Source organism: Stutzerimonas urumqiensis (assembly GCF_003640395.1).
In the GTDB taxonomy this organism is placed as follows: domain Bacteria; phylum Pseudomonadota; class Gammaproteobacteria; order Pseudomonadales; family Pseudomonadaceae; genus Stutzerimonas; species Stutzerimonas urumqiensis.
Map to the genome: position 1 here is coordinate 211,638 of NZ_RBZQ01000008.1, position 24,393 is coordinate 236,030.

The window sequence follows — 24,393 nt, forward strand, 5'->3', positions numbered from 1 at the left end:
CGTTCCAGCAACCCGAGGTCTCCATGACTAGCAAGCTCGACCAGCTCACCGGCTGGCTGAAAGAACGCAAGATCACCGAAGTCGAATGCCTGATCAGCGACCTGACCGGCATCGCGCGGGGCAAGATTTCCCCGACCAACAAGTTCCTCGACGAAAAGGGCATGCGCCTGCCCGAAAGCGTGCTGTTGCAGACCGTCACCGGCGACTACGTCGAGGACGACATCTATTACGAACTGCTCGATCCGGCGGACATCGACATGTTCTGCCGGCCCGATCCGGCGGCGGTGTTCCTGGTGCCCTGGGCCATCGAGCCGACCGCGCTGGTCATCCACGACACTTACGACAAGATGGGCATTCCCATCGCGCTGTCGCCGCGCAACATCCTCAAGACCGTCCTGAAGCTCTACGCCGACCGGGGCTGGCAGCCGATCGTCGCGCCGGAGATGGAGTTCTACCTCACCAAGCGCTGCGAGGACCCGGACCTGCCGTTCCAGCCGCCGGTGGGTCGCTCGGGCCGCCAGGAAACGGGCCGGCAATCCTTCTCGATCGACGCGGCCAACGAGTTCGACCCGCTGTTCGAGGACATGTACGACTGGTGCGAGGCGCAGGGGCTGGATCTGGATACCCTGATCCACGAGGAAGGCACCGCGCAGATGGAAATCAACTTCCGTCACGGCGAGGCGCTGCACCTGGCCGACCAGATCCTGGTGTTCAAGCGGACCATGCGCGAGGCCGCGCTCAAGCACAACGTGGCGGCCACCTTCATGGCCAAGCCGATGACCGGCGAGCCGGGCAGCGCGATGCACCTGCACCAGAGCGTGGTGGACCTGGAGACCGGCCGCAACGTGTTCTCCAACGCCGAAGGTTCGATGAGCGAGCTGTTCCTGCACCACGTCGGCGGCCTGCAGAAGTTCATCCCCGAGCTGCTGCCGATGTTCGCGCCCAACGTGAATTCGTTCCGCCGCTTCCTGCCCGATACCTCGGCGCCGGTGAACGTCGAGTGGGGCGAGGAGAACCGCACCGTCGGGCTGCGCGTGCCGGATTCCGATCCGCACAACCGCCGCGTCGAGAACCGCCTGGCCGGCGCCGACGCCAATCCCTATCTCGCCATCGCCGCGAGCCTGCTGTGCGGCTACATCGGCATGGTCGAGCAGATTCCGCCGAGCCAGCCGGTCAAGGGGCGCGGCTATGAACGCCGCAACCTGCGCCTGCCGTTGAACCTCGAGGCGGCGCTGGAACGCATGGAAAGCTGTACGGCGCTGGAGCGCTACCTGAGCCCGAAATTCATCCGCGGCTACGTGGCGGTCAAGCGCGCCGAGCACGAGAACTTCAAGCGAGTGATCAGCTCGTGGGAGCGTGAGTTCCTGATGCTGTCGGTGTAACGCAGTCGTAGGGTGGATGACGCGCCGCTCATCCACCGATCACTCACATACAGGCAATAGAGGTGACTGATGAGCGATTCGCAAACCCAGCACTGGCAGGCCCTGGGCCGCGACCACCTGCTGCCCCCGTTCACCGACTACAAGGCGCTGAACGCCAAGGGCACGCGGATCATCGAGCGTGCCTCGGGTGTGTACCTGTGGGACAGCGACGGCAACCAGATCCTCGATGCGATGGCCGGCCTGTGGTGCGTCAACGTCGGCTATGGCCGCGAGGAGCTGGTCGAGGCCGCCGCCAGGCAGATGCGCGAGCTGCCGTACTACAACCTCTTCTTCCAGACCGCCCACCCGCCGGCGCTGGCACTCGCGCAGGCGATCGCCGAGATCGCGCCGGAAGGAATGAACCATGTCTTCTTCACCGGCTCCGGCTCCGAGGCCAACGACACCGTGCTGCGCATGGTGCGCCATTACTGGGCGATCAAGGGCCAGCCTGAGCGAAAAGTGATCATCGGGCGCTGGAACGGCTACCACGGCTCGACGGTCGCCGGCGCCAGCCTCGGCGGCATGAAGGCCATGCACGGGCAGGGCGATTGCCCGATTCCGGGCATCGAGCACATCGACCAGCCGTACTGGTACGGCGAAGGTGGCGAGCTCGATCCGGACGAATTCGGCGTCAAGGTCGCCGACCAGCTCGAGCGCAAGATTCTGGAAGTGGGCGCCGACAAGGTCGCGGCCTTCATTGCCGAGCCCATCCAGGGCGCCGGTGGCGTGATCATCCCGCCGGACAGCTACTGGCCGCGCATCCGCCAGATCATCGACCGCTACGGCATCCTGCTGATCGCCGACGAGGTGATCTGCGGATTCGGCCGTACCGGCCACTGGTTCGGCAGCGATTATTACGGCAACGCGCCGGACCTGATGCCGATCGCCAAGGGCCTGACCTCCGGCTACCTGCCGATGGGTGGGGTGATCGTCCGCGACGAGGTGGTCGCGACGCTCAACGAGGGCGGCGAGTTCTACCACGGCTTCACCTACTCGGGGCACCCGGTGGCCGCGGCGGTGGCGCTCGAGAACCTGCGCATCCTCAAGGAGGAACGCATCATCGAGCGGGTGCGCGACAAGACGGCGCCTTATTTGCAAGCGCGTTGGCGTGAACTGGCCGATCACCCGCTGGTGGGCGAGGCGCGCGGCGTCGGCATGCTCGGCGCGCTGGAACTGGTGAAGAACAAGAAGACCCGCGAGCGGTTCGCCGATCCGGGCGCGGCGATGACCTGCCGCGAGCATTGCTTCCGCAACGGGCTGGTCATGCGGGCCGTGGGCGAGAGCATGATCGTTTCGCCGCCGCTGGTGATCAGCGAGGCGGAGATCGACGAGTTGATCGACAAGGTGACCCGTTGCCTGGATGCCACGGCGAGGGACGTGAAGTGATTCGCCTCGGCGCGGCACTGGCCAACCGCCAGTTCTGTCCGCGCCGAAGGCTGTTAAAACGCGTGCGAAATTGCCAGACTGCGCGCGTGCGCCGGCCTGACGCACCCACCAGCCGTCCAGCCGTTCCGGCACATGCCGGGCGGGGCCCGGACATCCGCGCTGTCAAGGCGATCCCGGCCTGTTCACCGCCTCTCAACGAACTACGACAACAGGAGCTGCACGGATGAAACCCTTTGCCAAGACCCTCATCGCCCTGGCGCTCGGCGGCGCAGTCGCCGGGGCCGCGCAGGCCGAAGACAAGGTGCTGCACGTCTACAACTGGTCGGATTACATCGCTGAAGACACCTTGGAGAACTTCACCAAGGAAACCGGCATCAAGGTCGTCTACGACGTCTTCGACAGCAACGAAGTGCTGGAAGCCAAACTGCTGGCCGGCAGCTCGGGCTATGACGTGGTGGTGCCGTCCAACCCCTTCCTCGCCAAGCAGATCAAGGCTGGCGTGTTCCAGAAGCTGGACAAGTCCAAACTGACCAACTGGGACAACCTCGATCCCGACCTGCTCAAGGCCCTGCAGCCGAGCGATCCGGGCAACCTGTACGGCGTCCCCTACATGTGGGGCACCATTGGCATTGGCTACAACGTCGACAAGGTCAAGGCGGTCCTCGGCGAAAACGCGCCGGTCGATTCCTGGGACCTGGTGTTCAAGCCGGAGAACATCGAGAAGCTGAAGGAGTGCGGCGTGTCCTTCCTCGACTCGCCGACCGAAATCCTGCCGGCGGCCATGAATTACCTGGGCTACGCGCCGGACAGCACCAAGACCGACGAGCTGAAGAAGGCCGAGGAGCTGTTCATGCAGATCCGCCCGAACGTCGCCTACTTCCATTCCTCGAAGTACATCTCGGACCTGGCCAACGGCAACATCTGCGTCGCCATCGGCTACTCGGGTGACATCTATCAGGCCAAGTCCCGCGCCGAGGAAGCGGCCAACGGCGTGACCATCAAGTACCAGATTCCGAAGGAAGGCGCCGGTACCTTCTTCGACATGCTGGCCATCCCGGCTGACGCGAAGAACGTCGACGAGGCGCACGCCTTCATCAACTACCTGCTCAAGCCGGAGGTGATCGCTTCGATCACCAACTACGTGCAGTTCCCCAACGGCAACGCCGCGGCGACACCGCTGGTCGACGACTCGATCCGTCTCGACCCGGGCGTCTACCCGACCAAGGAAGTGCTGCAGAAGCTCTACACCTTCCCTGACCTCGATGCGAAGACCCAGCGCGCGATGACCCGCAGCTGGACGCGGATCAAGTCCGGGCGTTGATCGACGTGGCGCACAGCGCGTTCGAGCGCCGGCAGGCGAGGGTCCCGACCCTGCTGCGCAACGGGCTCGAACGGCGCCTGGCGCCCCGTTGCCCCTGGCGATCGGTCGGCAGGTTCCGGCCGATCGCGACAAACCCCACTCCAGCGTTGATCTTTCGAGGATTTTCCACTAAATAGCCGCCTCCGCCCGGCGGGGCCAGTTGCGGCCCGGAACAGAGGACTACCCATGCGCTCGACTTTCAGGTTGCTGGCCGTCGCCGCCGGCTTCGGTGCCGCCGTCTCGGCCCAGGCCGCTCCGACCGTGCACATCTACAACTGGTCCGATTACATCGGCGAGACGACGCTCGAGGACTTCGAGAAAAAGACCGGCATCAAGCCCGTCTACGACGTCTTCGATTCCAACGAAACGCTCGAAGGCAAACTGCTCGCCGGCCGCAGCGGCTACGACGTGGTGGTGCCGTCCAACCACTTCCTCGCCAAGCAGATCAAGGCCGGCGCCTTCCAGAAGCTCGACCGCGACCAGCTCGACAACTGGAACAACATCGATCCCAAGCTGCTCAAGCAGCTCGACAAGAACGACCCGGGCAACCAGTACGCCGTGCCTTACCTCTGGGGCACCAACGGCATCGGCTACAACGTCGAGAAGGTGAAGCAGGCGCTCGGCGTCGACACCATCGACTCCTGGGCCGTGGTGTTCGAGCCGGAGAACATGAAGAAGCTCGCCGAATGCGGCGTGGCGTTCCTCGACTCGGGCGACGAGATGATCCCGGCGGTGATGAACTACATGGGGCTACCGGCCTACAGCACCAACAAGGCGGACTACGAGAAGGCCGAGGCCAAGCTGCTGGAAGTCCGGCCCTACGTGCGCTACTTCCACTCTTCCAAATACATTTCCGACCTCGCCAACGGCAACATCTGCGTGGCCGTCGGCTATTCGGGCGACGTGTTCCAGGCGGCCGCACGCGCCGAAGAGGCGGGTAACGGCGTCGAGATCGCCTATGCCATTCCCAAGGAAGGCGCCAACCTCTGGTTCGACATGCTGGCGATCCCCAAGGACGCCGCCAACGTCGAGCAAGCGCATGCCTTCATCGATTTCCTGCTGGAGCCGGCCGTCATCGCGAAGGTCAGCGACTACGTCGGCTACGCCAACCCCAATCTGCATGCCGGCGAGCTGATGGATCCGGCGGTCCGCAACGATCCGGCCATCTATCCGCCGGATGATGTGATCGACCGCCTGTACGTGTCCGAGGAGCTGCCGCCGGATCTGCAACGGTTGATGACTCGGACCTGGACCAAGGTCAAGTCCGGTACCTGAACACGGCTCCTCCCGGCCGGCGCGTGCGTCCGGCCGGGTGGACCCGACCCACACCCTGCCGCGGCCGGGTCCAACGTTTCTACATTCGGGAGTTCGCGCATGGCCGTTGCCTCCAGCGCCTTCAAGAAGGCCCTGACCGGCGAGAGTCAAACCAAGCAGGTCCTGCTCAAGATCGACCGCATCACCAAGAAGTTCGACGAGACGGTGGCGGTCGATGACGTCTCGCTGAGCATTCACCAGGGCGAAATCTTCGCGCTGCTCGGTGGTTCGGGTTCGGGCAAGTCCACACTGCTGCGGATGCTGGCCGGCTTCGAACGGCCCACCGACGGCCGCATCTACCTCGACGGCCAGGACATCACCGATCTGCCGCCCTACGAGCGGCCGATCAACATGATGTTCCAGTCCTATGCGCTGTTCCCGCATATGACGGTCGAGCAGAACATCGCCTTCGGTCTCAAGCAGGACGGCCTGCCCAAGGACGAAGTGAAGGCGCGTGTCGACGAGATGCTCAAGCTGGTGCAGATGGCGCAGTACGCCAAGCGCAAGCCGCATCAGCTTTCCGGCGGCCAGCGCCAGCGTGTCGCACTGGCCCGCTCGCTGGCCAAGCGGCCCAAGCTCCTGCTGCTCGACGAGCCGATGGGCGCGCTGGACAAGAAGCTGCGCTCGCAGATGCAGCTCGAACTGGTGCAGATCATCGAACGCGTCGGGGTGACCTGCGTGATGGTGACCCATGACCAGGAAGAGGCCATGACCATGTCCGAGCGCCTGGCGATCATGCACCAGGGCTGGATCGCCCAGGTCGGCAGCCCGATGGACATCTACGAAACCCCGGCGAGCCGGCTGGTCTGCGAGTTCATCGGCAACGTCAACCTGTTCGACGGCGAGCTGGTCGAGGACGTGGAAGACCACGCAGTGATCGACTGTCCGCAGCTCGAGCGGCCGATCTACATCGGCCACGGCATCAGCAGCCGTGCCGAAGACAAGCGCGTCACCTTCGCCTTGCGCCCGGAAAAGCTGCTCATGAGCACCACCGCGCCGAACGTGGAAATGGCCGACTACAACTGGACCACCGGCATCGTCCATGACATCGCCTACCTCGGCGGGCATTCGGTGTACTACGTACAGCTCGAATCCGGAATGCTGGTGCAGGCCTTCGCCGCCAACTCCGAGCGGCACATGAAGTGGCGCCCGACCTGGGACGAGAAGGTCTACCTGCACTGGCTGAACGACAGCGGCGTGGTGCTGCAGGCATGAGCCGCCCGACGCTGAACTTCGGCCGCCGCCTGGTCATCGGCGTGCCCTTCGTCTGGCTGGTGCTGTTCTTCCTGCTGCCGTTCATCATCGTGCTGAAGATCAGCTTTTCCGAGGCGGCCGTGGCGATCCCGCCGTATACCGAGGTTTTCGGCTACGTCGAGCAGAAGCTGCAGATCGTCATCAACCTCGGCAACTACATTTTTCTCTCCGAAGACGAGCTGTATCTGGCCGCCTACCTGGGCTCGCTCAAGGTGGCCTTCGTCAGCACGCTGGCGTGCCTGCTGATCGGCTACCCGATGGCCTACGCCATCGCCCGCGCGCGCAAGGACCTGCAGACGGTCCTGCTGCTGCTGATCATGATGCCGACCTGGACGGCGATCCTGATCCGCGTCTACGCCTGGATGGGCATCCTCAGCAGCAACGGCATTCTCAACGAGCTGCTGCTCGGCCTGGGCCTGATCGACGAGCCGCTGCGCATCCTCAATACCGAGCTCGCCGTCTACATCGGCGTGGTGTACTCGTACCTGCCGTTCATGGTGCTGCCGCTGTACGCCAACCTGGTCAAGCACGACGCGAGCCTGCTCGAGGCGGCCTCCGACCTCGGCGCGCGGGATCTGACCAGCTTCTGGAAGATCACCGTGCCGCTGTCGAAGAACGGCATCATCGCCGGCTGCATGCTGGTGTTCATCCCCGTGGTGGGCGAGTTCGTCATCCCCGAGCTGCTCGGTGGCCCCGAGACGCTGATGATCGGCAAGGTGCTGTGGCAGGAATTCTTCAACAACCGCGACTGGCCGGTCGCCGCGTCGCTGGCGGTGCTGATGCTGGCGATCCTGCTGGTGCCGATCATCCTGTTCAACCGCAACCAGGCGAAAGAGCTGGAGGGCAAGCTATGACCGGCACCGTGAAGCGCCAAGCGGCGTGCGGGCGCCTTGCTCCTGTAGGAGCCGGCTTGCTGGCGATTCCGGCCGGCACGAACGATCGCGAGCATGCCCGCGCCGGCACGAGCACTGCGGGAACGCTGCAACCGGAGGCCCGGCCATGAAGCGCTACAGCCTGTCCAACCTGATCCTGGTACTGGGCCTGTTCTTCATCTACCTGCCGATGGTCATCCTGGTCATCTATTCGTTCAACGAATCGCGGCTGGTGACCGTGTGGGGCGGCTGGTCGGTGAAGTGGTACGTCGGCCTGCTCGACAACACCCAGCTGATGGGCGCGGTGATGCGCTCGCTGGAGGTGGCCTTCTACACGGCGATCGCCGCGGTCGCGCTGGGCACGATGGCGGCCTTCGTGCTGACGCGCATCCCGCGCTTTCGCGGTCGGACGATGTTCGGCGGCCTGGTGACAGCGCCGCTGGTCATGCCCGAAGTGATCACCGGCCTGTCGCTGCTGTTGCTCTTCGTGGCCATGGCGCAACTGGTCGGCTGGCCGGCGCAGCGGGGGCTGGTGACCATCTGGATCGCTCACACCACCTTCTGCTCGGCGTACGTGGCGGTGGTGGTGATGGCGCGGCTGCGCGAGCTCGATCTGTCGATCGAGGAGGCGGCGATGGACCTCGGGGCGCGGCCCTGGAAGGTATTCTTCCTGATCACCGTGCCGATGATCGCGCCGTCGCTGGCGGCCGGCGGCATGCTGTCGTTCGCGCTCTCGCTGGATGACCTGGTCTTGGCCAGCTTCGTCTCGGGACCAGGCGCCACGACCCTGCCGATGGAAATCTTCTCGGCCGTGCGCCTCGGCGTGAAGCCCGAGATCAACGCGGTTGCCAGCCTGATCCTGCTGGTCGTGTCGATCGCCACCTTCATCGCCTGGTACATGACCCGCCGTGCCGACCGGCGCCGGCAGAAGGCCATGCAGGAGGCGATGGAGGACGCCACGCTGGACGTCGCCGGCCCATCCGGCCGCCCGACGATGCTGCCGCCGCCCGCCCATAGCTGATCCTGGCGGGCAGCAGGCGCCGGGCCGCGCCGACTCAGCGACCCCGGCTGACCTGGAACTGCGTGCTCAGGCCGGCCAGGCGCTCGGTGAGCTCGACCAGGTGCTGGCTATCGCGGCGCAGGCGTGAGGCTTCCTCGTCGTTCTGCTCGGCGATGCGTTGCACCCCGGCAAGATGCCCGTTGACCTCGGCGCTGGCCGCGGCCTGCTGGTGGGTAGCCGCTGCGATGCGTTCGTTCATCTGGCTGATGGCTTCGATCTCGCGGGCGACGCTGGCGAGCAGGTCGGCCGTACGCTGGCTGTCCTCGACACAACGGGCGACACCGCTGCGGCTGTCGCGCATGGCGTGCGCGGCCTGGCGGCTGCTCTGCTGAAGCCGGCCGATGATCGCCTGGATCTCGGTCGTCGAGGTGGCGGTCTTCTGCGCGAGATTGCGCACTTCGTCGGCGACGACCGCGAAGCCCCGGCCCTGATCGCCGGCGCGCGCCGCTTCGATGGCCGCGTTGAGGGCCAGCAGGTTGGTCTGCTCGGCGATGGCGCGGATCACTTCCAGCACCTTGCCGATCTCCTCGGACTGGCCGGCAAGCGACTGCACCTCGGCGTCGGTGCCGTCGATGTTGTCGGCCAGGCGCTGGATCTCGCTGCGCACGTGGTCGACGGCGGCGCTTCCTTCGGCCGATTTGACGTTGGCCTCACGGGCGGTGCGGGCGGCCTGATCGGCATGCGAGGCGACCTCGTCGATCGCACGCGACATCTGTTCGATGGCGCTGCTCATGAACAGGCCTTCGTCGAGTTGCTGGCGCGCGCCTTCGCCGAGCCGACCGGTGGTCGCGCCAAGGCCGTCGCCCATGTGGCGCAGCGCGCCGCTCTCTTCGATCACCTGGCGAACGAGATGCTCGAGCTTGGCCAGGAAGTGGTTGAAGTGCTGCACCAGCGCGCCCTGCACCGGGCTGCGGTAGGCCAGGTCGATCGGACCGGCGCTGTCGCCGAGCCGCTTGGCGATATCGAGCAGGGCGGCGCCTTCCTCGGCTTCGCTGCGGGCCTGGCGAGCCATGTAGATCAGGATCGACGACTCGAGCACCACGTACAGCGCGTGCATCGTCACCACGCCCCAGCTGCCGTGATCGACCATGTGCACGCCGGCACCGGCCTGTTGCAGGGCGAAGAACAGCAGGTGATGGGCGGCGATGGTCGCGGCGGCGACGACGATCGGCAGCCAGTCGCGATAGAACATCAGGAACGCCAGCAGGGCGAAGATCCCGAAGTGGGCTTCGATCAGGCCGTGCGTCTGGTTGATGTGCAGCGCCGAGAGAATCATGAAACCGGCCGCCATCGCGCAGCGCAGGCTGCGTTGGCCTGGCAGTAGGCTGTTGAGCACGGTGAGGATCAGCGCAGTGCCGCCGCCGACGAGCAGCGCCTGTCCCCAGGTGTCGTGCCAGGCGGCGAGCGCGAGCGAGCTGATTGCCATCAGCCAGACCACCGACAGCATGATGCGGTCGGCCTTGCGGTAGTGCAGGTCAAGACGATCGAGGGAATGGCGCATGGCCGGTCACCGAAGCGTGGGCGTTCGTCCCGAACGGTACGGCCGGGTGGCCGGGCATCCTTCGCGCGTTCTTGTCGGTCTGATGCGGATGGCACCGGTTATCGGTCGGTCCAGTCGCAGAAGCAGCCGCTTGCCAGCGAATGGGTGGCGGACACCGGCCGACCTTGCAGCAGACTCTCCAATATCGGCTCGATGAAGCTGTTGCTTGAGGTGCAGACGGCGCCTTCGCTGTAGGGACCGACGTAAATCAGACGACCGGTCGTGTCCCAGATGGCGACCGCGGGGCTCGCCGGCAGGCCGTCGGCGCCCTCGAGCCGGGCGAGCGGCTGCAAGCCCGGCAGGGGCGCGATGTCCGGTGCGTCTTCGGCGGCCTTGCGCAGCGAATAGAAGGCCACGCCCCGGCCGGCATAGCGCTCGATCAGTTCGGCGAGGTGCTGCTGGTTGCCGACGTTGCAGGGGCAGGCCGGGTCCCAGAAGTGCACGAGGCGGATTGGCCCCGCCCCGGCGATTTTCTGCGGCAGGGCCAGGCCGTCGCCGTTGAACAGCACGGTCCGGGTGTCGAAGGTGCGCAGGTAGCTGTCCTGGTACCAGCCGCGGGCAAGCCAGAAGCCGGCAGCCCACAGGCCGAGCACGAGCAGCGCGAGCACGAATTTACGGCGAGGGGTCATGGCGATCCGGGGCGTTGGCGAAGCCCGCTAGCTTGCCACGCGCGGCGACGCGGCTGAATATCGCGGCCCGGTTCAATGGAAGAGACAGCCTCTATGTTCGAAGGCATGAACGCGGCCGAGCTGCGCGCCTTGTTCGGGCCGATCACGGTGGCCTGCGATGCGCCGGCAGCGGTCGCGGCGTACCAGCGCTTCTACGGGCTCGACCTGCCCCATCGCGCACGCGTGCAACGCCGCCTGGGCAAGGTGCGAGCGGGCCGCTACGAGGTCGTCCTGCAGGCCTGGCTACCCGATGAGCCCAAGGCCACGGTGCTGGTGCTGCATGGCTATTACGACCACATGGGCCTGTATCGCCATGCCATCGACTGGGCGCTGGCTCGTGGCTTCGCGGTGCTCGGCTGCGATTTGCCGGGGCATGGCCTGTCGGACGGCGCGATGGCGAGCATCGACAGTTTCGAGGAGTACCAGCGGGTGCTGGACGCCTTGTTGGCCGAGGCCAGGGCGCTCGATCTGCCGAGCCCCTGGCACCTGCTCGGGCAAAGCACCGGCGGGGCGATTCTCATCGATCGCCTGCTGCTGGGCGAGCCGATCGAGGGCTGTGGCGAAACGCTGTTGTTCGCGCCGCTGGTCCGGCCGCGGGCCTGGGGTTGGTCGCGGGTCAGTTACGCGCTGTTGCGCCGGTTCGTCCGGCAGATTCCGCGGCGCTACAGCGACAACTCTGGCGACCCCGACTTTCTGGCCTTCGTGCGTTCGCAGGACCGTCTCCAGTCGACCATCCTGCCGACCGCCTGGGTCGGGGCGCTGGCGCAATGGATTCCGCGCATCGAAGCCGCGCCGCGCTCGGCGGTCCGCCCGGTCATCATCCAGGGCGAGGCGGACATGACCGTGGACTGGCGGCACAACCTGAGGGTGCTGGATGAAAAGTTCGACAGGCCCGAGGTGCTGCGGCTGGGCGATGCCCGGCATCACCTGGTCAACGAACGCGCCGACCTGCGGCGACGCCTGTTCGACCACCTCGACGATCGCCTCGGCTGATCAGCCCTGCGGCGGGTTGAGCGCCGCGCGCAGGGCCGCCAAGGCGGCACGGTAGTACGCCTGGCCGGCCTCGGACTGGGCGAACTGCACGTACTCTTCGAGCTCCGGGTCGGAGAGGTCGCGATAGACATACAGCAGGGTGTTGTCGACCTCGCCGGCCATTTGCTGCATCAGCCGCTGACGCTGCTCTTGCAGCAGCCCGTCGGCCTGGGCGCCGCCAAGCACGCCGGGAAGCATCTGGCTCAGGCTGTCGGCAGCCATGCCGGCCAGCGCCAGGCTGACCTCGGCGCCCGCCTCGGTGATCGGCAGCGCCTGCGCCAGATGACGAATCAGCAGTTCACGGTTGCTACCGGCCTGGATGGTCGGCAAGCCATTGGCGTGGCGGAGCAGTTCGGCCTGGGTGGTTGCCTTGGTTTCGGCGGCGACGATCTTGCGGCCGAGTGGCGACTGGTAGAACGCGAGCGCCGGCTGTGGGTCGGCCAAGGCCTGGCGGAGCGTCGAAATCGCCCGTTGATCCATGGCGGCCGGCGCGAAACGGCTGTCGCTGTTGCGCACCAGGGCTTCGTAGATCGCGGGCGGCAGCGTGTTGCGGTACCGGGTCTGGGCGGCATCGAGCGCATCGCCGAAGTGGGCGCGCTGCTCGGCCCAGCCGGCGCTGCGGTAGAGCTCGTCGTAGGAATCGGCGAGGGCGGGGAGGCTGAGGGTCAGCAGGATCAAGGCTAGGAAGGCGCGCATGGGAGCTCCTGGTTGGGGCGGACTATTTTCTGCGCCTCGTCAGGAACTGTCGAGGCGCCGGGACCGGGCGCTGCTAGACTCTGCGGCACGGCCGTTGGCGTCCTCTGCGCCTGTCCCGGGCCGGTTCTCCAGTGGAGTTTCATCTTGCAGTTCGACCCCTTGATCGAAGGGCTGGCCGCTCGTGGCTGGTCGGTGCAGCCGTGCTTCCTTGCGAATGATCTGACCGCCGAGCTGGCCGCGGAGTGCCGCAGACTCGCCGCGGGGGATGCCTTGTCGCCGGCCGGCGTCGGTCGTGGCAACGCGCAAGCCGTGCATGAAGCCATTCGTGGCGACCACATCCTCTGGCTGGATGAGGGGTTCAGTCCGGTCTGCGACCGCTATCTGACGCTCATGGCGTCGCTGCGCCAGGCGTTGAACCAGGCGTTCTTCCTCGGGCTCGACGAATTCGAGTGCCATTTCGCCGCCTACCCGCCGGGCGCCTTCTACAAGACCCACTTGGATCGCTTCCGCGACGACGACCGCCGCACCGTCAGTGTGGTGCTGTACCTCAATCCCGACTGGCAGCCGGGCGACGGCGGTGAGCTGAGGCTCCATCTGCCCGGCCTTGAGCCGGTCGACGTGGCGCCCGTTGCCGGAACCCTCGCCGTGTTCCTGTCGGGCGAGGTGCCGCACGAGGTGCTGCCGACCGCAACCGAGCGGTTGTCGCTCACCGGCTGGTTCAAGCGTCGCGCCACGAGCGTTCTCTGACCTCTGTTTCGACGGCCGTGCAGCGGCCCTGAAACGACGACGCCCCGCGAGGGCTGGCCTCGCAGGGCGTCGTCATGGACCGGATCGGTGAGGCTTACATGCCCAACCAGTTCGGCAGTGCGAGCGAGACGGCCGGAATGTAAGTGATGACCATCAGGAAGCCGATCAGCATCATCAGCCACGGCATCGCCGCGCGGATGACCTGCGGAACGGTCATGCCGGTCACCGCCGAGGTGACGAACAGGTTCAGGCCGACCGGCGGGGTGATCAGGCCGATCTCCATGTTCACCACCATGATCACACCGAGGTGGATCGGGTCGATGCCGAGCTCGACGGCGATCGGGAAGAGGATCGGCGCCAGGATCAGGATGATCGCCGACGGCTCCATGAAGGCACCGGCCACGAGCAGCACGATGTTCACCACCAGCAGGAACATCCAGGGCTCCAGGCCCGCTTCCAGCACCCAGGCGGTGATGGTCTGCGGGATCTGCTCGGTGGTCAGCACGTGGGCGAACAGCATCGCGTTGGCGATGATGAACATCAGCATGATCGACAGCTTGCCCGACTCCAGCAGCACCTTCGGCGCTTCGCTGATCTTCATGTCCTTGTAGACGAACATGGCGATGAAGGCGGAGTAGACGGCGGCGACGGCGGCGGCCTCGGTGGGCGTGAACATGCCCGAGTAGATGCCGCCCAGGATGATCACCATCAGCAGCAGGCCCCAGAGCGCCTTGCGACCGGCCGACAGCCACTGGCGGAAGGAGGCGCGCGGCAGTGCCGGCAGGTTCTTCTTCACCGCGATCAGGTAGATCGCCGCCATCAGCACGGCGCCGAGCAGGATGCCCGGTACCACGCCGGCCATGAACAGCTTGCCGACCGAGGTTTCGGTCGCCGCGGCGTAGACCACCATCACCACCGACGGCGGGATGAGGATGCCCAGCGTACCGGCGTTACAGACGATGCCCGCGCCGAATGCCTGCGGGTAGCCCGAGCGGACCATGCCGGCGATGGCGATGGAGCCGACCGCAGCGACCGTCGCCGGCGACGAGCCGGACAGCGCGGCGAACAGCATGCACGCCAGGACCGCGCCGATCGCCAGGCCGCCACGAATGTGGCCGACGCAGGCGTTGGCGAAGTCGATCAGACGACGCGCCACGCCGCCGGTGGTCATGAAGGCGCCGGCGAGCAGGAAGAACGGAATCGCCAGCAGCGTGTAGTGCTCAGAGGTCTCGAACAGCTTGATGGCCAGCGAGCGGACCGAGTCCTCGCTGAACAGCATGATGGTCAGCGAGCCCGCCAGGCCCAGCGAGACAGCGATGGGCACCCCGAGGAACATCAGGATGAACAGCGCGACGAACAGGAACAGGATAGTCATTACTTCGGCTCCTCCATGCCCAGCTTGGCGGCATCGGCCGCTTCGTCGGCCAGCCCCAGGCCGGTCTGCTCGTTACGCAGGATGCGTACGAAGATTTCGGCGAATCGGATGAACATCATGGCGAAGCCGAACGGCACCACCATCGCGATGTGCCATTGCTTGATGCCGATGTGGCCGAGGTCTTCGGCGCCGATGTTGGCTTCCAGCAGGGTGTACGCCCAGTCGTAGCTGGCGATGGTCATCAGCCCGGCGTAACCGAGGCAGGCCAGGCAGGCGACGATGCCGATCACGCGCTGCATCGGGCGCGGTGCCAGCTTGACCAGCGCGTCGACGCCGATATGGCCAGCGGTGCGCACGCCGTAGGCGATGCCGAGGAAGATCAGCCAGGCGAACAGCGCCTTGGTCAGCGCGTTGCTCCAGGTCATCGCCTGGGCCAGTCCGATGATGAAATCACCGATGGCGAAGAAGAGCTCGCTGGACCCTTCGAAGCGGTCAGCCAGGTCATAGAAGACGGTGTAGAGGTTGTTGAGGATGACGTAGACGAAGGTCACTAGCGTCATGGCCGCGAGCAGGAACGCGACGGCGATTTCCTCGAAATGGTCCCAGACGCGCCGAATGGCGTTCATGGTTGTCATCTCCCGGAGAACTGGAATTGTTGTGAGCGCTGGGTGGGCGCCCGGGATGTCGGCCTCTGGCCGCGACAGGACAATGGAAACCGCCGCTGGCCTCTGGCAGGCCGTCGGCCAGCTGCGGTTTTCACTGGCCTGTCCGTCGAGCGGACAGCAGGGGCCAGTCTAGACCAGCCCCCTTGGAACGACTGTCTTACTGAGCGTTGGACGCCTGGGCGGCCTTGATCAGGTCGGCACCGATCTCGCCTTCGAACTTCTTCCAGACCGGCTTCATGGCTTCACGCCACTTGGCACGCTCTTCCGGCGTCAGGGTGAGGATCTCGGTGGTGCCGGCATCGAGGATGCGCTGCTTGTCGGCCTGGTTCAGCTCGTCGGCCTTCTGGTTCACGGCAACGGTCACTTCCTGCAGGATGCTTTCCAGCTCGGTGCGGACGTCAGCCGGCAGGCCATCCCAGAACTGGGTGTTGGTGATCAGCATGTAGTCGAGCAGGCCGTGGTTGGACTCGGTGATGTAGTCCTGAACCTCGTGCATCTTCTGCGAGTAGATGTTCGAGTAGGGGTTTTCGGCACCGTTGACCACACCGGTCTGCAGGCCCTGGTAGACCTCGGCGAAGCTCATCTTGCGCGGGTTGGCGCGAACGGCCTTGAACTGCTCTTCCAGTACCTGCGAAGCCTGCACGCGGAACTTCAGGCCGCGGGCATCGGTCGGCACGCGCAGCGGCTTGTTGGCCGACAGCTGCTTCATGCCGTTGTGCCAGTAACCCAGGCCGGTGATGTTCTTGTCCTTCATCGAGCTCAGCAGGGCCAGGCCTTCCGGGCTCTTCTGGAAGCGGTCGACCGCAGCGATGTCGTCGAACAGGAACGGCAGGTCGAATACCTGGACGCCCTTGGAGTAATGCTCGAACTTGGCCAGGGACGGGGCGATCAGCTGAACGTCGCCGAGCAGCAGGGCTTCCATTTCCTTGCCGTCACCGAACAGCGAGGAGTTCGGATAGACCTGAACTTCGACCTTGCCGGGCAGACGCTCTTCCACCAGCTTCTTGAACATCAGCGCGCCTTGGCCTTTCGGCGTGTTTTCGGCGACGACATGGGAGAACTTGATGACGATCGGGTCGGCGGCCTGGGCGATGCCCGCAAGGCTCAGAGACAGGGCGCAGGCGAGCGCCTTGGCAGTCAACTTGAACATGGTGGTTCCTCTTGTTGTGAGAGTCCGCTTCACAGGGCGGGCTCGGCAGTAAAGGGCCGTCGCGCGGCAAAACGTCGCGCAGGCGGCGCCCGGTAGGTGGCAGCAAGCAACGTGCCATTGTCTGGCCATAGGCTTGTGCGCATCGCCTTGTACCACCCCTTAACCGCTTAGGCGAGGCCCTAGGACGAGGTTTTCAGCAGGGAAGCGGAGCAGGTCGCAGCATGCTCTGGGACGTGACGCACTGGTGATGCGGCGATGATGTTTCGGTGTCAGTACAGCTGATGGCGGAAATCCGCCAGTCATTCGCCTTCGTCTGGCGAACTTCCGCCATCGGCAAATACCAGGCCATGCTTGCGCAGTTTGTCGTGCAGCGTCTTGCGGGGCAGGCCCAGGGCTTCTGCGACGCTGCGCAACGAGCCGTGGGGGCGGGCGAGTTCGGCGTTGATCAGCGCGCGCTCGAACGCCTCGACCTGTTCGGACAGGTTGGTCGCCACGCCCGGAGCATCCGTCGGGGCTTCCAGCGGGCTGCCAAGCCCAATATCCAGCCCGAGCGCGAATCGCTCGGCGGCATTCTGCAGTTCGCGCACGTTGCCGGGCCAATCGTGGCGGAGCAGGCTGCTGCGCTGCTCGGGCAGCAAGGAGCGGCCGGGCAGCCCATGTCGCCGTGCCGCGATTTCGCTGAAATGCTGGAACAGGAACAGTACGTCGTCGCTCCGCTCGCGCAACGGCGGGATGCGTAGCGGGGCGACGTTGAGCCGGTAATAGAGGTCGGCGCGGAAGCGGCCCTGATCGGCGGCCTGGCGCAGGTCCTCCTTGGTCGCCGCGATGACCCGGATATCGAGCGGGATCGACTGGTTGCCGCCGAGGCGCTCGACCACGCGCTCCTGCAGCAGGCGCAGCAATTTGACCTGCACCTCCAGGCTCATGCTTTCGATCTCGTCGAGAAACAGGGTGCCGCCGTTGGCGAATTCGAATTTGCCGATCCGACGCTTCTGCGCGCCGGTGAAGGCGCCGGCTTCATGGCCGAACAGCTCGCTCTCGACGACCGACTCGGCCAGCGCCCCCGCATTGATCGCGACGAATGGCCCGCCACGGCGGCTCGACAGGTCATGCAGGGCGCGGGCGACCACCTCCTTGCCGGCGCCGGTCTCGCCGAGGATCAGCACGTCGGCCTGAGTGGTTGCGAGCGCGCCGATCTGCTCGCGCAGGCGCTGGGTGGCCTGCGATTGCCCGAGCAGCCGTGTCGACAGCTCCTGCCGGTCGGCCAATGCCAGGCGCAGGCTGCGGTTCTCCAGCACCAGGGCGCGCAGGGCCAATGCACGCCGCACGCTATCGAGCAGGGCCTCGCTGGAGAAAGGCTTTTCCAGGAAGTCGTAAGCACCGGCCCGCATCGCCTGGACGGCGAGCGGGACGTCGCCGTGGCCGGTTATCAGCAAGACGGGCAGCTCGGCGTCGCGTGCCTGGAGCTCGGCGAGCAGTTGCAGACCGTCTATGCCGGACATGCGGATGTCGCTGACCACCACGCCGGGCCAATCGGCGGGCAGGCTTGCCAGTAGCGTTTTCGCCTCGCCCAGGGTAACGACGCTCAGGCCGGCGAGGTCGAGGGTCTGCGCGAGCGCCTTGCGCAGGTGGGCGTCGTCATCGATGAGGACGATCTGGGTGCGGTGATCGAAGGCGGCGCCGGTGGTCATGGCAGATAGTCCTCGGTCGGGAATGCCAGGCTCTGTTCGGCCGAGCGCAGGAACAGGCCGATTTCGGCGCCGCCGTCGGGGTGGTTGCCGAGCCGCAGCTCGCCACCCAGGCCGCGCACCAGCGTGTCGCAGATCGCCAGGCCAAGTCCCAGGCCCTGGGCGCTGGTCTTGGTGGTGAAAAAGGGTTCACGGGCGCGTTGCAGCGCTTCGGTGGAAAAGCCCGGACCGTTGTCGCGCAACAGCAGCGTCACGCCATCGGGCTGGGTGTGTGTGCTGAGCCAGATGCGCCGGGGCAGCGGCCGTTCGCCGAGCGCATCGAGCGCATTGGCCAGCAGATTGGCGAGCACCTGGCGCAGGCGCGTCTCGCCGGCTTGGACCCAGAGCGTCGCTTCGGGCAGATCGCGTACCAGTTCGACGTTCATCGCCTGACGGCGCTTGGCCACCAGCGACAGCGCATCCTCCAGCGCCGGTTGCAGCGCCACCCGTTCCGGCGCGTGCCGGTCGCGCCGGGCGAAGGCCCGCAGGTGGGCAATGATCGAAGCCATGCGCCCGGTCAGCTCGCTGATCAGGCCGAGATTGCCGCGAGCCTCGTCGAGCCGTTGGTGATCGAGCAGCACGCCGGCGTTGTCGGCGTAGCTGCGAATGGCTGCAAGGGGTTGGTTCAACTCGTGGCTGATGCTCGCCGACATGGTGCCGAGCGCGGACAGCTTGCCGGCCTGCAGCAGTTCGTCCTGGGCGCGAACGAGCTCCTGCTGCGCATGCTCGCGTTCGAGCACTTCGGTCTTCAGCCGGGCGTTGAGCGCCTCCAGGTCCCGCGTACGCGCCTGGACGCGGTGTTCCAGCTCGCGCCGGGTGCTGGCTTCCATCGCGAGTCGCTCGATGAAGTGCCGCCGGCGTTGCATCAGGAGTCCGATCCAGAGCAGCAGCGCCAGCAGGGTCGCGCCGCCGATCGCCACGACGGTCTGCACCGGGCGCTCGACAAGGCTGGTCGGGGCGAGGATGCGCACGGTCCAGCCGATGTCCTTGAGTTCGCGGCTCTGGATCAGCCAGGCATCGAGGTCGAGCGTGAGGTTCTCGGGTTCGAGGGTCGGGTAGGGCTGGTCGAACGCGATCTGCTCGCGCTCGGCCTGATCGAGTGCGCGCGTGGCGTGAAATCGCCACTCGGGCTTGGAGGTGAGGATCACCACGCCATAGTTGTCGGTAACCAGCAGTTGCTCCGGCGTGTTGCCCCAGAGCACTTCGGTGTTGTCCAGGTCGACCTTCACCACGACTGCGCCGAGTTCCTCGTCTGCGTCACGCACGGCCGCCGCGAAATAGTAGCCGCGCTTGCCGGATGTCGTGCCGAGGCCGAAGAAGCGACCGAGCTTGCCGGCCATCGCCTCGCGAAAATACGGGCGGAACGCGAAGTTGCGCCGAACGAAGCTGTCCGGCTCGTCCCAGTTGGAGGCGGCGATGGTGTCGCCGTCCGGCTGCATCAGGTAGATGGCATCCGCGCCGGTATCGCGCTGCAAGCGCTTGAGCAGTCGATTGGCCCGATCGATCTCGGCGGGCTCCGGCTCGCCATCAAGCACCTCGCGCAAGGGCGGCAGATCGCCCAGGATGCGGGGCATCACTTCGTAGCGGGTCAGGGTGCCGAGCAGGTTGGCGACATAGAGGTCAAGCGTCTGGCGATTCTGCTCGAGCAGCTCGTTGGTGTAGTAGCGCTCGGCCAGCTGCTGGAGCGGCCACAGCAAGGGGATCAATACCGCGGCGAGCAGGGTGAGCGTGCGCCAGCGTGGGCGGCGAGGAATCGGTTGGGCAGCAGTCATGCGGGTACGCCTGTGTTTCGCGCCCGCATTATGCACGTTCGCTGGTTCAGGCCCGAGCCTCCGGGTCGAGGGACGGTCAAGCGCTCCGGCTGATCGCCAGGGCGCCTGCGTCGATGGCCGAGGCATTGGCCAGGCATTCGCTCAGGCCGGCCTCCCAGTTGGGCAGGCGCACACCCCAGTCGCGCTCCAGTCGCACGCAGCTGAGCCGGGAGTTGGCGGGGCGATTGGCTGGTGTCGGGTAATCGTGCGAAGCGATGGGACTCAGCGTCGCCCGCAACCTGCCTTCGGCGTGCAGGTGCGTGGCGATCGCCTGGGCGAATCCGTGCCAGCTGGTCTCGCCGCTCGCGGTCAGGTGATACAGACCGGTGGGAAAGCGGCCATCGTTCAGCCAGCGACGTACCAATGCGGCGGTAGCTTGGGCGAGGTGCCCGGCCCAGGTTGGCGCGCCGCGCTCGTCGTTCACCACCTCGAGCGTGCGGCGTTCCTGCAGCAGGCGTTGCATGGTCAGCAAAAAATTACGGCCGTGACGGGAATACACCCAGCTCGTGCGCAGGATCAGGTGCTGGCCACCGATGGCCTGGATCGCCTGTTCGCCGGCCAGCTTGCTGGCTCCGTAGACACTCAGCGGCTGCGGCGCATCGAGTTCAGTGTAGGGTTCGGCTTTCTTCCCGTCGAAGACATAGTCGGTCGAGAAGTGCAGCAGCGGCGCACCCAGCCGATCGGCTTCTTCGGCTAGCACGCCAGGTGCCGTACCGTTGATGGCGAAGGCCTTGGCCTGTTCGTGCTCGGCCTGGTCGACCGCCGTGTAGGCGGCACTGTTGATGATGAGATCCGGCCGCAGCCGCCGGACGGTCTGCCGGATGCGCGAGGGTTGCGCCAGGTCCATTCCGCTGCGCCCGAGCGCAATCAGCTCCGCATCGCCCGCGAGTTCGAGGAGAAGTTCGCGGGCAAGCTGGCCGGATTCGCCGGTGAGCAGGATTTTCACGGGAAGCATTCCGCGTCACGCAGGGGCTTGCCGGCCTGGTCTTTGGCAGACAGCTGCGGGGACTCGTCGATCGGCCATTCGATGCCCAGCTCCGGGTCGTTCCATAGCAGGCTGCGCTCGTGCTGCGGCGCGTAGTAATCGGTGGTCTTGTAGAGGAATTCAGCCGTCTCACTGAGAACCACGAAGCCATGCGCGAAGCCTTCGGGAATCCAGAGCTGGCGTTGGTTCTCGGCGCTCAGGCGAGTGCCGACCCAGCGGCCAAAGCTCGGTGAGCTGCGGCGCAGATCGACGGCGACGTCGAACACCTCGCCGGCCACGACGCGCACCAGCTTCCCCTGGGGTTGCTGGATCTGGTAGTGAAGGCCACGCAGCACGCCGCGCTGGGACTTGGAGTGGTTGTCCTGGACGAACTGGCGCTTGAGCCCCGTGGCCGCTTCGAAAGCGGCCGCGTTGAAGCTCTCGTAGAAGAAACCGCGTTCGTCGCCGAAGACCTTGGGCTCGATGATCAGGACGTCGGGAATGCTGGTTTCGATGATCTTCATGCGTCTTCACCCGCCAGCTTGAACAGGTACTGGCCATAGCCGGTCTTGCCCAGGGCATCGGCGCGGCGCAGCAGCTGCTCGCGGTCGATCCACTTGTTCTGGTAGGCGATCTCTTCCAGGCAGGCGACCTTCAGGCCCTGGCGGTGCTCGATGGTCTGCACGTATTGCGAGGCCTCGAGCAGGCTGTCATGGGTGCCGGTGTCGAGCCAGGCGAAGCCGCGGCCGAAGCGCTCGACGTTGAGGTCGCCGCGCTTGAGGTAGGCCATGTTGACATCGGTGATCTCCAGCTCGCCGCGCGGCGACGGCTTGATCGACTTAGCGATCTCGATGACGTCGTTGTCGTAGAAATACAGGCCGGTCACCGCATAGCTGGACTTTGGCTGCTTCGGCTTCTCCTCGATGGACAGCGCCTTGCCGGTCTCGTCGAAGTCGATCACGCCGAACCGCTCCGGGTCCTTGACCCAGTAGCCGAACACCGTGGCGCCCGTCGGCTGTGCCGCCGCGCGCTGCAGCTTTTCGGTGAAATGCTGACCGTGGAAGATGTTGTCACCAAGGATCAGGCACACCGAGTCATCGCCAATGAACTCCTCGCCAATGAGGAAAGCCTGGGCCAGGCCGTCCGGCGAAGGCTGCTCGGCGTAGCTGAAGTTGACGCCGAACTGGCTGCCGTCACCCAGCAGGTTGCGATACTGCGGCAAATCGTGCGGGGTAGAGATGACCAGGATGTCGCGGATTCCAGCGAGCATCAGCACCGAGATCGGGTAGTAGGCCATTGGCTTGTCGTAGATCGGCAGCAGCTGCTTGGATACGCCAAGGGTGATGGGATGCAGGCGAGTGCCGGAGCCTCCGGCAAGGATGATTCCTTTCATGCGTTCTCCAAGGCGCCGAGGCGCTCACGCTGGTAGCTGCCGTCCTGAACGCGACGGCACCATTCGAGGTTGTTCAGGTACCACTGCACGGTCTTGCGCAGGCCGGTCTGGAAGGTCTCCTGCGGAACCCAGCCAAGTTCGCGCTCGATCTTGCTGGCATCGATGGCATAGCGCAGGTCGTGGCCAGGGCGATCCTTGACGAAGGTGATCAGGTCTTCATAGCGGGCGAGCCCGGCCGGCTTGTTCGGTGCCAGCTCTTCGAGCAGGGCGCAGATGCCGCGCACCACGTCGATGTTCTTCTGCTCGTTATGGCCACCGATATTGTAGGTTTCGCCGACCTTGCCTTCGCTGACCACCTTGAACAAGGCGCGGGCATGGTCTTCGACGAACAGCCAGTCGCGGATCTGCGAGCCGTCCCCGTAGATCGGCAGCGGCTTGCCGTCCAGTGCATTGAGGATGACCAGCGGGATCAGCTTCTCGGGGAAGTGATAGGGGCCGTAGTTGTTCGAGCAGTTGGTGATCAGTACCGGCAGCCCATAGGTGCGCTGCCAGGCGCGGACCAGATGGTCCGACGAGGCCTTGCTGGCCGAATACGGCGAGCTCGGCGCGTAGGGCGTGGTTTCGGTGAACAGATCGTCGACGCCGTGCAGATCGCCATACACCTCATCGGTGGAGATGTGATGGAAGCGGAACGCCTGACGACGCCCTTCGGGCAGCGTCTGCCAGTAGGCGCGGGCGGCTTCCAGCAGCTGGTAGGTACCGACGATGTTGGTGTGGATGAACTCGGCCGGACCGTCGATGGAGCGATCGACGTGAGATTCGGCGGCCAGGTGCATGATGGCGTCCGGCTGGAATTCCAGCAGCGCTTCGCTTACTCGCGCACGGTCAGCGATATCTCCCAGCACGAACTGATAGCGGGAATTCCCCTCTACTAGCGCCAGCGATTCCAGATTGCCGGCGTAGGTGAGCTTGTCGAGGTTCAGGACGTGGTGGTTGGTATCGAGAATAAGGTGGCGAACTAGGGCGGAACCGATGAACCCGGCTCCGCCGGTTACGAAGATGCGCATGTCGTGTGCTTCCTTGGCGCGTTGTTGAGCGTGCAGCTCGTAGCAGTCGGCTGGATAGACCTTGGTAGGTGATTAAAATTCCCGGGGCGGGATTGCGCAGTCGCGAATGATACGTCCCGTTCTGATCCTTGCGGCAGGCTGCGGCGATCGGTCGGATCCAGGCGACACGAGGCTGTGTTCCTTGGGCATGGTCCCGAAACAGGCGAAGCCGGTTGAAGGGAGGACTTGGCGCTATGCGGTGCGTATTTAAAATCGGAGCGGAAAATGGATTGGTAGCACCTGGCGGCGCTACCAATCCAAACTAGGGCCAACCCTTATTGTTGGCCGGTCGTTGCGGGTGGCGCCTCCATCGGGTCTGCCTCTTCCGGCATATCGACATCGATATCGGGCACCGTGATCGTTTTCTGCTCGGTACCCACATCGACGTCTGGGGCATCGACATCGTATTCGGGGAGTTCTCCGCCCTCTACGTTGACATCTACATCAGGCAGATCGCCGTCTTGCTCTTTGTCGATATCGCAGGCGCTCAGTCCCAGAGTGGCGGCCAGGAGAACACTGGCCAAGCCTAGTTTCGATTGGATTTTCATGTGCGTCCCCTCATCTCAAGCCGGCCTATTCGACTCGGCGCTGAAAATTACGTCACCGAAGTGCTTCATGGCGGGGCGGGGCCCCTCCTGCAAGAAATGACAGCGCGTCATCCTTCCGGTTCAAGTGTGGCCGCCGACGTGGCTAAGTATTTCCTGAAGAGCAGTTGACACTAGAATCCATGGCTGTATGATTCGCGGCCTCGCAGTCAGGGAGGTTGTACTGGCTGCGGGGCAAGCGGTTGAGTAGAAAAGAGATTTTCGAAAAAGTGCTTGACGCGAAGAAGGGCTGCTGTAGAATGCGCGG

22 protein-coding genes are annotated in these 24,393 nt (G+C 65.3%); 9 read left to right on the forward strand and 13 right to left on the reverse strand.

Going from position 1 to position 24,393, the window contains the following annotated elements:
* Positions 1-23: 23 nt before the first annotated feature.
* The 7 genes from D7325_RS16080 (at position 24) to D7325_RS16110 (ending at position 8,628) form a co-directional block, all read left to right on the forward strand.
* Complete coding sequence (locus D7325_RS16080) at positions 24-1,382, forward strand: glutamine synthetase family protein (RefSeq protein ID WP_120997417.1); 1,359 nt, start codon at positions 24-26, stop codon at positions 1,380-1,382.
* 69 nt (positions 1,383-1,451) lie between these two features.
* A complete protein-coding gene (locus tag D7325_RS16085; RefSeq protein WP_120997419.1) occupies positions 1,452-2,807 on the forward strand; it encodes an aspartate aminotransferase family protein in 1,356 nt (451 codons plus the stop codon).
* A gap of 223 nt (positions 2,808-3,030) precedes the next feature.
* The gene (locus tag D7325_RS16090; protein ID WP_120997421.1) at positions 3,031-4,128 is read left to right on the forward strand and encodes a polyamine ABC transporter substrate-binding protein; all 1,098 of its coding nucleotides are present in this window, start codon (positions 3,031-3,033) and stop codon (positions 4,126-4,128) included.
* Between the two features lie 225 nt (positions 4,129-4,353).
* Positions 4,354-5,442 (forward strand): polyamine ABC transporter substrate-binding protein, encoded by a 1,089-nt coding sequence (locus tag D7325_RS16095; RefSeq protein ID WP_120997423.1) that lies wholly within the window; start codon positions 4,354-4,356, stop codon positions 5,440-5,442.
* Between the two features lie 99 nt (positions 5,443-5,541).
* Positions 5,542-6,696, forward strand: coding sequence for an ABC transporter ATP-binding protein (locus tag D7325_RS16100; RefSeq protein ID WP_120997425.1), 1,155 nt, complete (start codon positions 5,542-5,544; stop codon positions 6,694-6,696).
* A complete protein-coding gene (locus D7325_RS16105) occupies positions 6,693-7,589 on the forward strand; it encodes an ABC transporter permease subunit (RefSeq protein ID WP_120997427.1) in 897 nt (298 codons plus the stop codon). The genes D7325_RS16100 and D7325_RS16105 overlap by 4 nt, the downstream gene beginning before the upstream one ends.
* A 145-nt stretch (positions 7,590-7,734) precedes the next feature.
* Positions 7,735-8,628 (forward strand): ABC transporter permease subunit, encoded by an 894-nt coding sequence (locus tag D7325_RS16110; RefSeq protein ID WP_120997429.1) that lies wholly within the window; start codon positions 7,735-7,737, stop codon positions 8,626-8,628.
* A 34-nt stretch (positions 8,629-8,662) separates the two neighbouring features.
* Here D7325_RS16110 and D7325_RS16115 read toward each other — a convergent pair whose 3' ends face one another.
* Both D7325_RS16115 and D7325_RS16120 read right to left on the reverse strand, forming a co-directional pair.
* The gene (locus D7325_RS16115; RefSeq protein ID WP_120997431.1) at positions 8,663-10,168 is read right to left on the reverse strand and encodes a methyl-accepting chemotaxis protein; all 1,506 of its coding nucleotides are present in this window, start codon (positions 10,166-10,168) and stop codon (positions 8,663-8,665) included.
* Between the two features lie 98 nt (positions 10,169-10,266).
* Positions 10,267-10,836 carry a DUF6436 domain-containing protein gene (locus D7325_RS16120; RefSeq protein ID WP_120997433.1) on the reverse strand — a complete coding sequence of 190 codons (570 nt, stop codon included), beginning with the start codon at positions 10,834-10,836 and terminating at the stop codon, positions 10,267-10,269.
* Positions 10,837-10,929: 93 nt separating this feature from the next.
* Between D7325_RS16120 and bipL the strand changes: the two genes are divergently transcribed.
* On the forward strand, positions 10,930-11,868 hold the full coding sequence (bipL, locus tag D7325_RS16125) for a phospholipase BipL (protein WP_120997435.1): 939 nt from the start codon (positions 10,930-10,932) through the stop codon (positions 11,866-11,868).
* On the opposite strand, the gene D7325_RS16130 is transcribed toward bipL, so the two are convergent.
* On the reverse strand, positions 11,869-12,603 hold the full coding sequence (locus D7325_RS16130) for a DUF2059 domain-containing protein (RefSeq protein ID WP_120997437.1): 735 nt from the start codon (positions 12,601-12,603) through the stop codon (positions 11,869-11,871).
* 144 nt (positions 12,604-12,747) lie between these two features.
* Between D7325_RS16130 and D7325_RS16135 the strand changes: the two genes are divergently transcribed.
* Positions 12,748-13,350 carry a 2OG-Fe(II) oxygenase gene (locus tag D7325_RS16135; RefSeq protein WP_120997439.1) on the forward strand — a complete coding sequence of 201 codons (603 nt, stop codon included), beginning with the start codon at positions 12,748-12,750 and terminating at the stop codon, positions 13,348-13,350.
* A gap of 94 nt (positions 13,351-13,444) precedes the next feature.
* Here the strand turns inward: D7325_RS16135 and dctM are convergent, their stop codons facing one another.
* From dctM to D7325_RS16185, 10 genes are all read right to left on the reverse strand, one after another.
* Positions 13,445-14,725: a C4-dicarboxylate TRAP transporter large permease protein DctM gene (gene dctM / locus D7325_RS16140; protein WP_120997441.1), complete on the reverse strand. Its 1,281-nt coding sequence runs from the start codon at positions 14,723-14,725 to the stop codon at positions 13,445-13,447.
* Complete coding sequence (locus tag D7325_RS16145) at positions 14,725-15,351, reverse strand: TRAP transporter small permease (protein ID WP_120997443.1); 627 nt, start codon at positions 15,349-15,351, stop codon at positions 14,725-14,727. Before D7325_RS16145 ends, dctM begins: the two co-directional genes overlap by 1 nt.
* 196 nt (positions 15,352-15,547) lie before the next feature.
* Entirely contained in the window at positions 15,548-16,540 is a 993-nt protein-coding gene (gene dctP, locus D7325_RS16150) for a C4-dicarboxylate TRAP substrate-binding protein DctP (RefSeq protein ID WP_120997445.1), read from the reverse strand.
* A gap of 299 nt (positions 16,541-16,839) precedes the next feature.
* Positions 16,840-18,231, reverse strand: a complete 1,392-nt coding sequence (locus tag D7325_RS16155) for a sigma-54-dependent transcriptional regulator (protein WP_120997447.1) — start codon at positions 18,229-18,231, stop codon at positions 16,840-16,842.
* Entirely contained in the window at positions 18,228-20,039 is a 1,812-nt protein-coding gene (locus D7325_RS16160) for a sensor histidine kinase (protein WP_120997449.1), read from the reverse strand. Before D7325_RS16160 ends, D7325_RS16155 begins: the two co-directional genes overlap by 4 nt.
* A gap of 76 nt (positions 20,040-20,115) precedes the next feature.
* Positions 20,116-21,024 carry a dTDP-4-dehydrorhamnose reductase gene (rfbD, locus tag D7325_RS16165; RefSeq protein WP_120997451.1) on the reverse strand — a complete coding sequence of 303 codons (909 nt, stop codon included), beginning with the start codon at positions 21,022-21,024 and terminating at the stop codon, positions 20,116-20,118.
* Positions 21,021-21,566, reverse strand: a complete 546-nt coding sequence (rfbC, locus tag D7325_RS16170; RefSeq protein WP_120997453.1) for a dTDP-4-dehydrorhamnose 3,5-epimerase — start codon at positions 21,564-21,566, stop codon at positions 21,021-21,023. Before rfbC ends, rfbD begins: the two co-directional genes overlap by 4 nt.
* Positions 21,563-22,435 carry a glucose-1-phosphate thymidylyltransferase RfbA gene (rfbA, locus tag D7325_RS16175; protein WP_120997455.1) on the reverse strand — a complete coding sequence of 291 codons (873 nt, stop codon included), beginning with the start codon at positions 22,433-22,435 and terminating at the stop codon, positions 21,563-21,565. The genes rfbC and rfbA overlap by 4 nt, the downstream gene beginning before the upstream one ends.
* Complete coding sequence (gene rfbB, locus D7325_RS16180; RefSeq protein WP_120997457.1) at positions 22,432-23,502, reverse strand: dTDP-glucose 4,6-dehydratase; 1,071 nt, start codon at positions 23,500-23,502, stop codon at positions 22,432-22,434. Before rfbB ends, rfbA begins: the two co-directional genes overlap by 4 nt.
* A 314-nt stretch (positions 23,503-23,816) precedes the next feature.
* Positions 23,817-24,089, reverse strand: coding sequence for a hypothetical protein (locus D7325_RS16185; RefSeq protein WP_120997459.1), 273 nt, complete (start codon positions 24,087-24,089; stop codon positions 23,817-23,819).
* Positions 24,090-24,393 lie beyond the last annotated feature (304 nt).

Excerpts from the sequence above, each read along its gene's own strand:
- D7325_RS16085 (WP_120997419.1), top strand. The coding sequence starts at position 1,452 with ATGAGCGATTCGCAAACCCAGCACTGGCAGGCCCTGGGCCGCGACCAC.
- D7325_RS16145 (WP_120997443.1), bottom strand. The coding sequence starts at position 15,351 with ATGAACGCCATTCGGCGCGTCTGGGACCATTTCGAGGAAATCGCCGTC.
- rfbC (WP_120997453.1), bottom strand. The coding sequence starts at position 21,566 with ATGAAGATCATCGAAACCAGCATTCCCGACGTCCTGATCATCGAGCCC.
- D7325_RS16090 (WP_120997421.1), top strand. The coding sequence starts at position 3,031 with ATGAAACCCTTTGCCAAGACCCTCATCGCCCTGGCGCTCGGCGGCGCA.
- D7325_RS16185 (WP_120997459.1), bottom strand. The coding sequence starts at position 24,089 with ATGAAAATCCAATCGAAACTAGGCTTGGCCAGTGTTCTCCTGGCCGCC.
- D7325_RS16100 (WP_120997425.1), top strand. The coding sequence starts at position 5,542 with ATGGCCGTTGCCTCCAGCGCCTTCAAGAAGGCCCTGACCGGCGAGAGT.
- D7325_RS16130 (WP_120997437.1), bottom strand. The coding sequence starts at position 12,603 with ATGCGCGCCTTCCTAGCCTTGATCCTGCTGACCCTCAGCCTCCCCGCC.
- D7325_RS16160 (WP_120997449.1), bottom strand. The coding sequence starts at position 20,039 with ATGACTGCTGCCCAACCGATTCCTCGCCGCCCACGCTGGCGCACGCTC.
- rfbA (WP_120997455.1), bottom strand. The coding sequence starts at position 22,435 with ATGAAAGGAATCATCCTTGCCGGAGGCTCCGGCACTCGCCTGCATCCC.
- bipL (WP_120997435.1), top strand. The coding sequence starts at position 10,930 with ATGTTCGAAGGCATGAACGCGGCCGAGCTGCGCGCCTTGTTCGGGCCG.
- D7325_RS16120 (WP_120997433.1), bottom strand. The coding sequence starts at position 10,836 with ATGACCCCTCGCCGTAAATTCGTGCTCGCGCTGCTCGTGCTCGGCCTG.
- D7325_RS16105 (WP_120997427.1), top strand. The coding sequence starts at position 6,693 with ATGAGCCGCCCGACGCTGAACTTCGGCCGCCGCCTGGTCATCGGCGTG.
- dctM (WP_120997441.1), bottom strand. The coding sequence starts at position 14,725 with ATGACTATCCTGTTCCTGTTCGTCGCGCTGTTCATCCTGATGTTCCTC.
- rfbB (WP_120997457.1), bottom strand. The coding sequence starts at position 23,502 with ATGCGCATCTTCGTAACCGGCGGAGCCGGGTTCATCGGTTCCGCCCTA.
- dctP (WP_120997445.1), bottom strand. The coding sequence starts at position 16,540 with ATGTTCAAGTTGACTGCCAAGGCGCTCGCCTGCGCCCTGTCTCTGAGC.
- D7325_RS16155 (WP_120997447.1), bottom strand. The coding sequence starts at position 18,231 with ATGACCACCGGCGCCGCCTTCGATCACCGCACCCAGATCGTCCTCATC.
- D7325_RS16080 (WP_120997417.1), top strand. The coding sequence starts at position 24 with ATGACTAGCAAGCTCGACCAGCTCACCGGCTGGCTGAAAGAACGCAAG.
- D7325_RS16115 (WP_120997431.1), bottom strand. The coding sequence starts at position 10,168 with ATGCGCCATTCCCTCGATCGTCTTGACCTGCACTACCGCAAGGCCGAC.
- D7325_RS16110 (WP_120997429.1), top strand. The coding sequence starts at position 7,735 with ATGAAGCGCTACAGCCTGTCCAACCTGATCCTGGTACTGGGCCTGTTC.
- D7325_RS16095 (WP_120997423.1), top strand. The coding sequence starts at position 4,354 with ATGCGCTCGACTTTCAGGTTGCTGGCCGTCGCCGCCGGCTTCGGTGCC.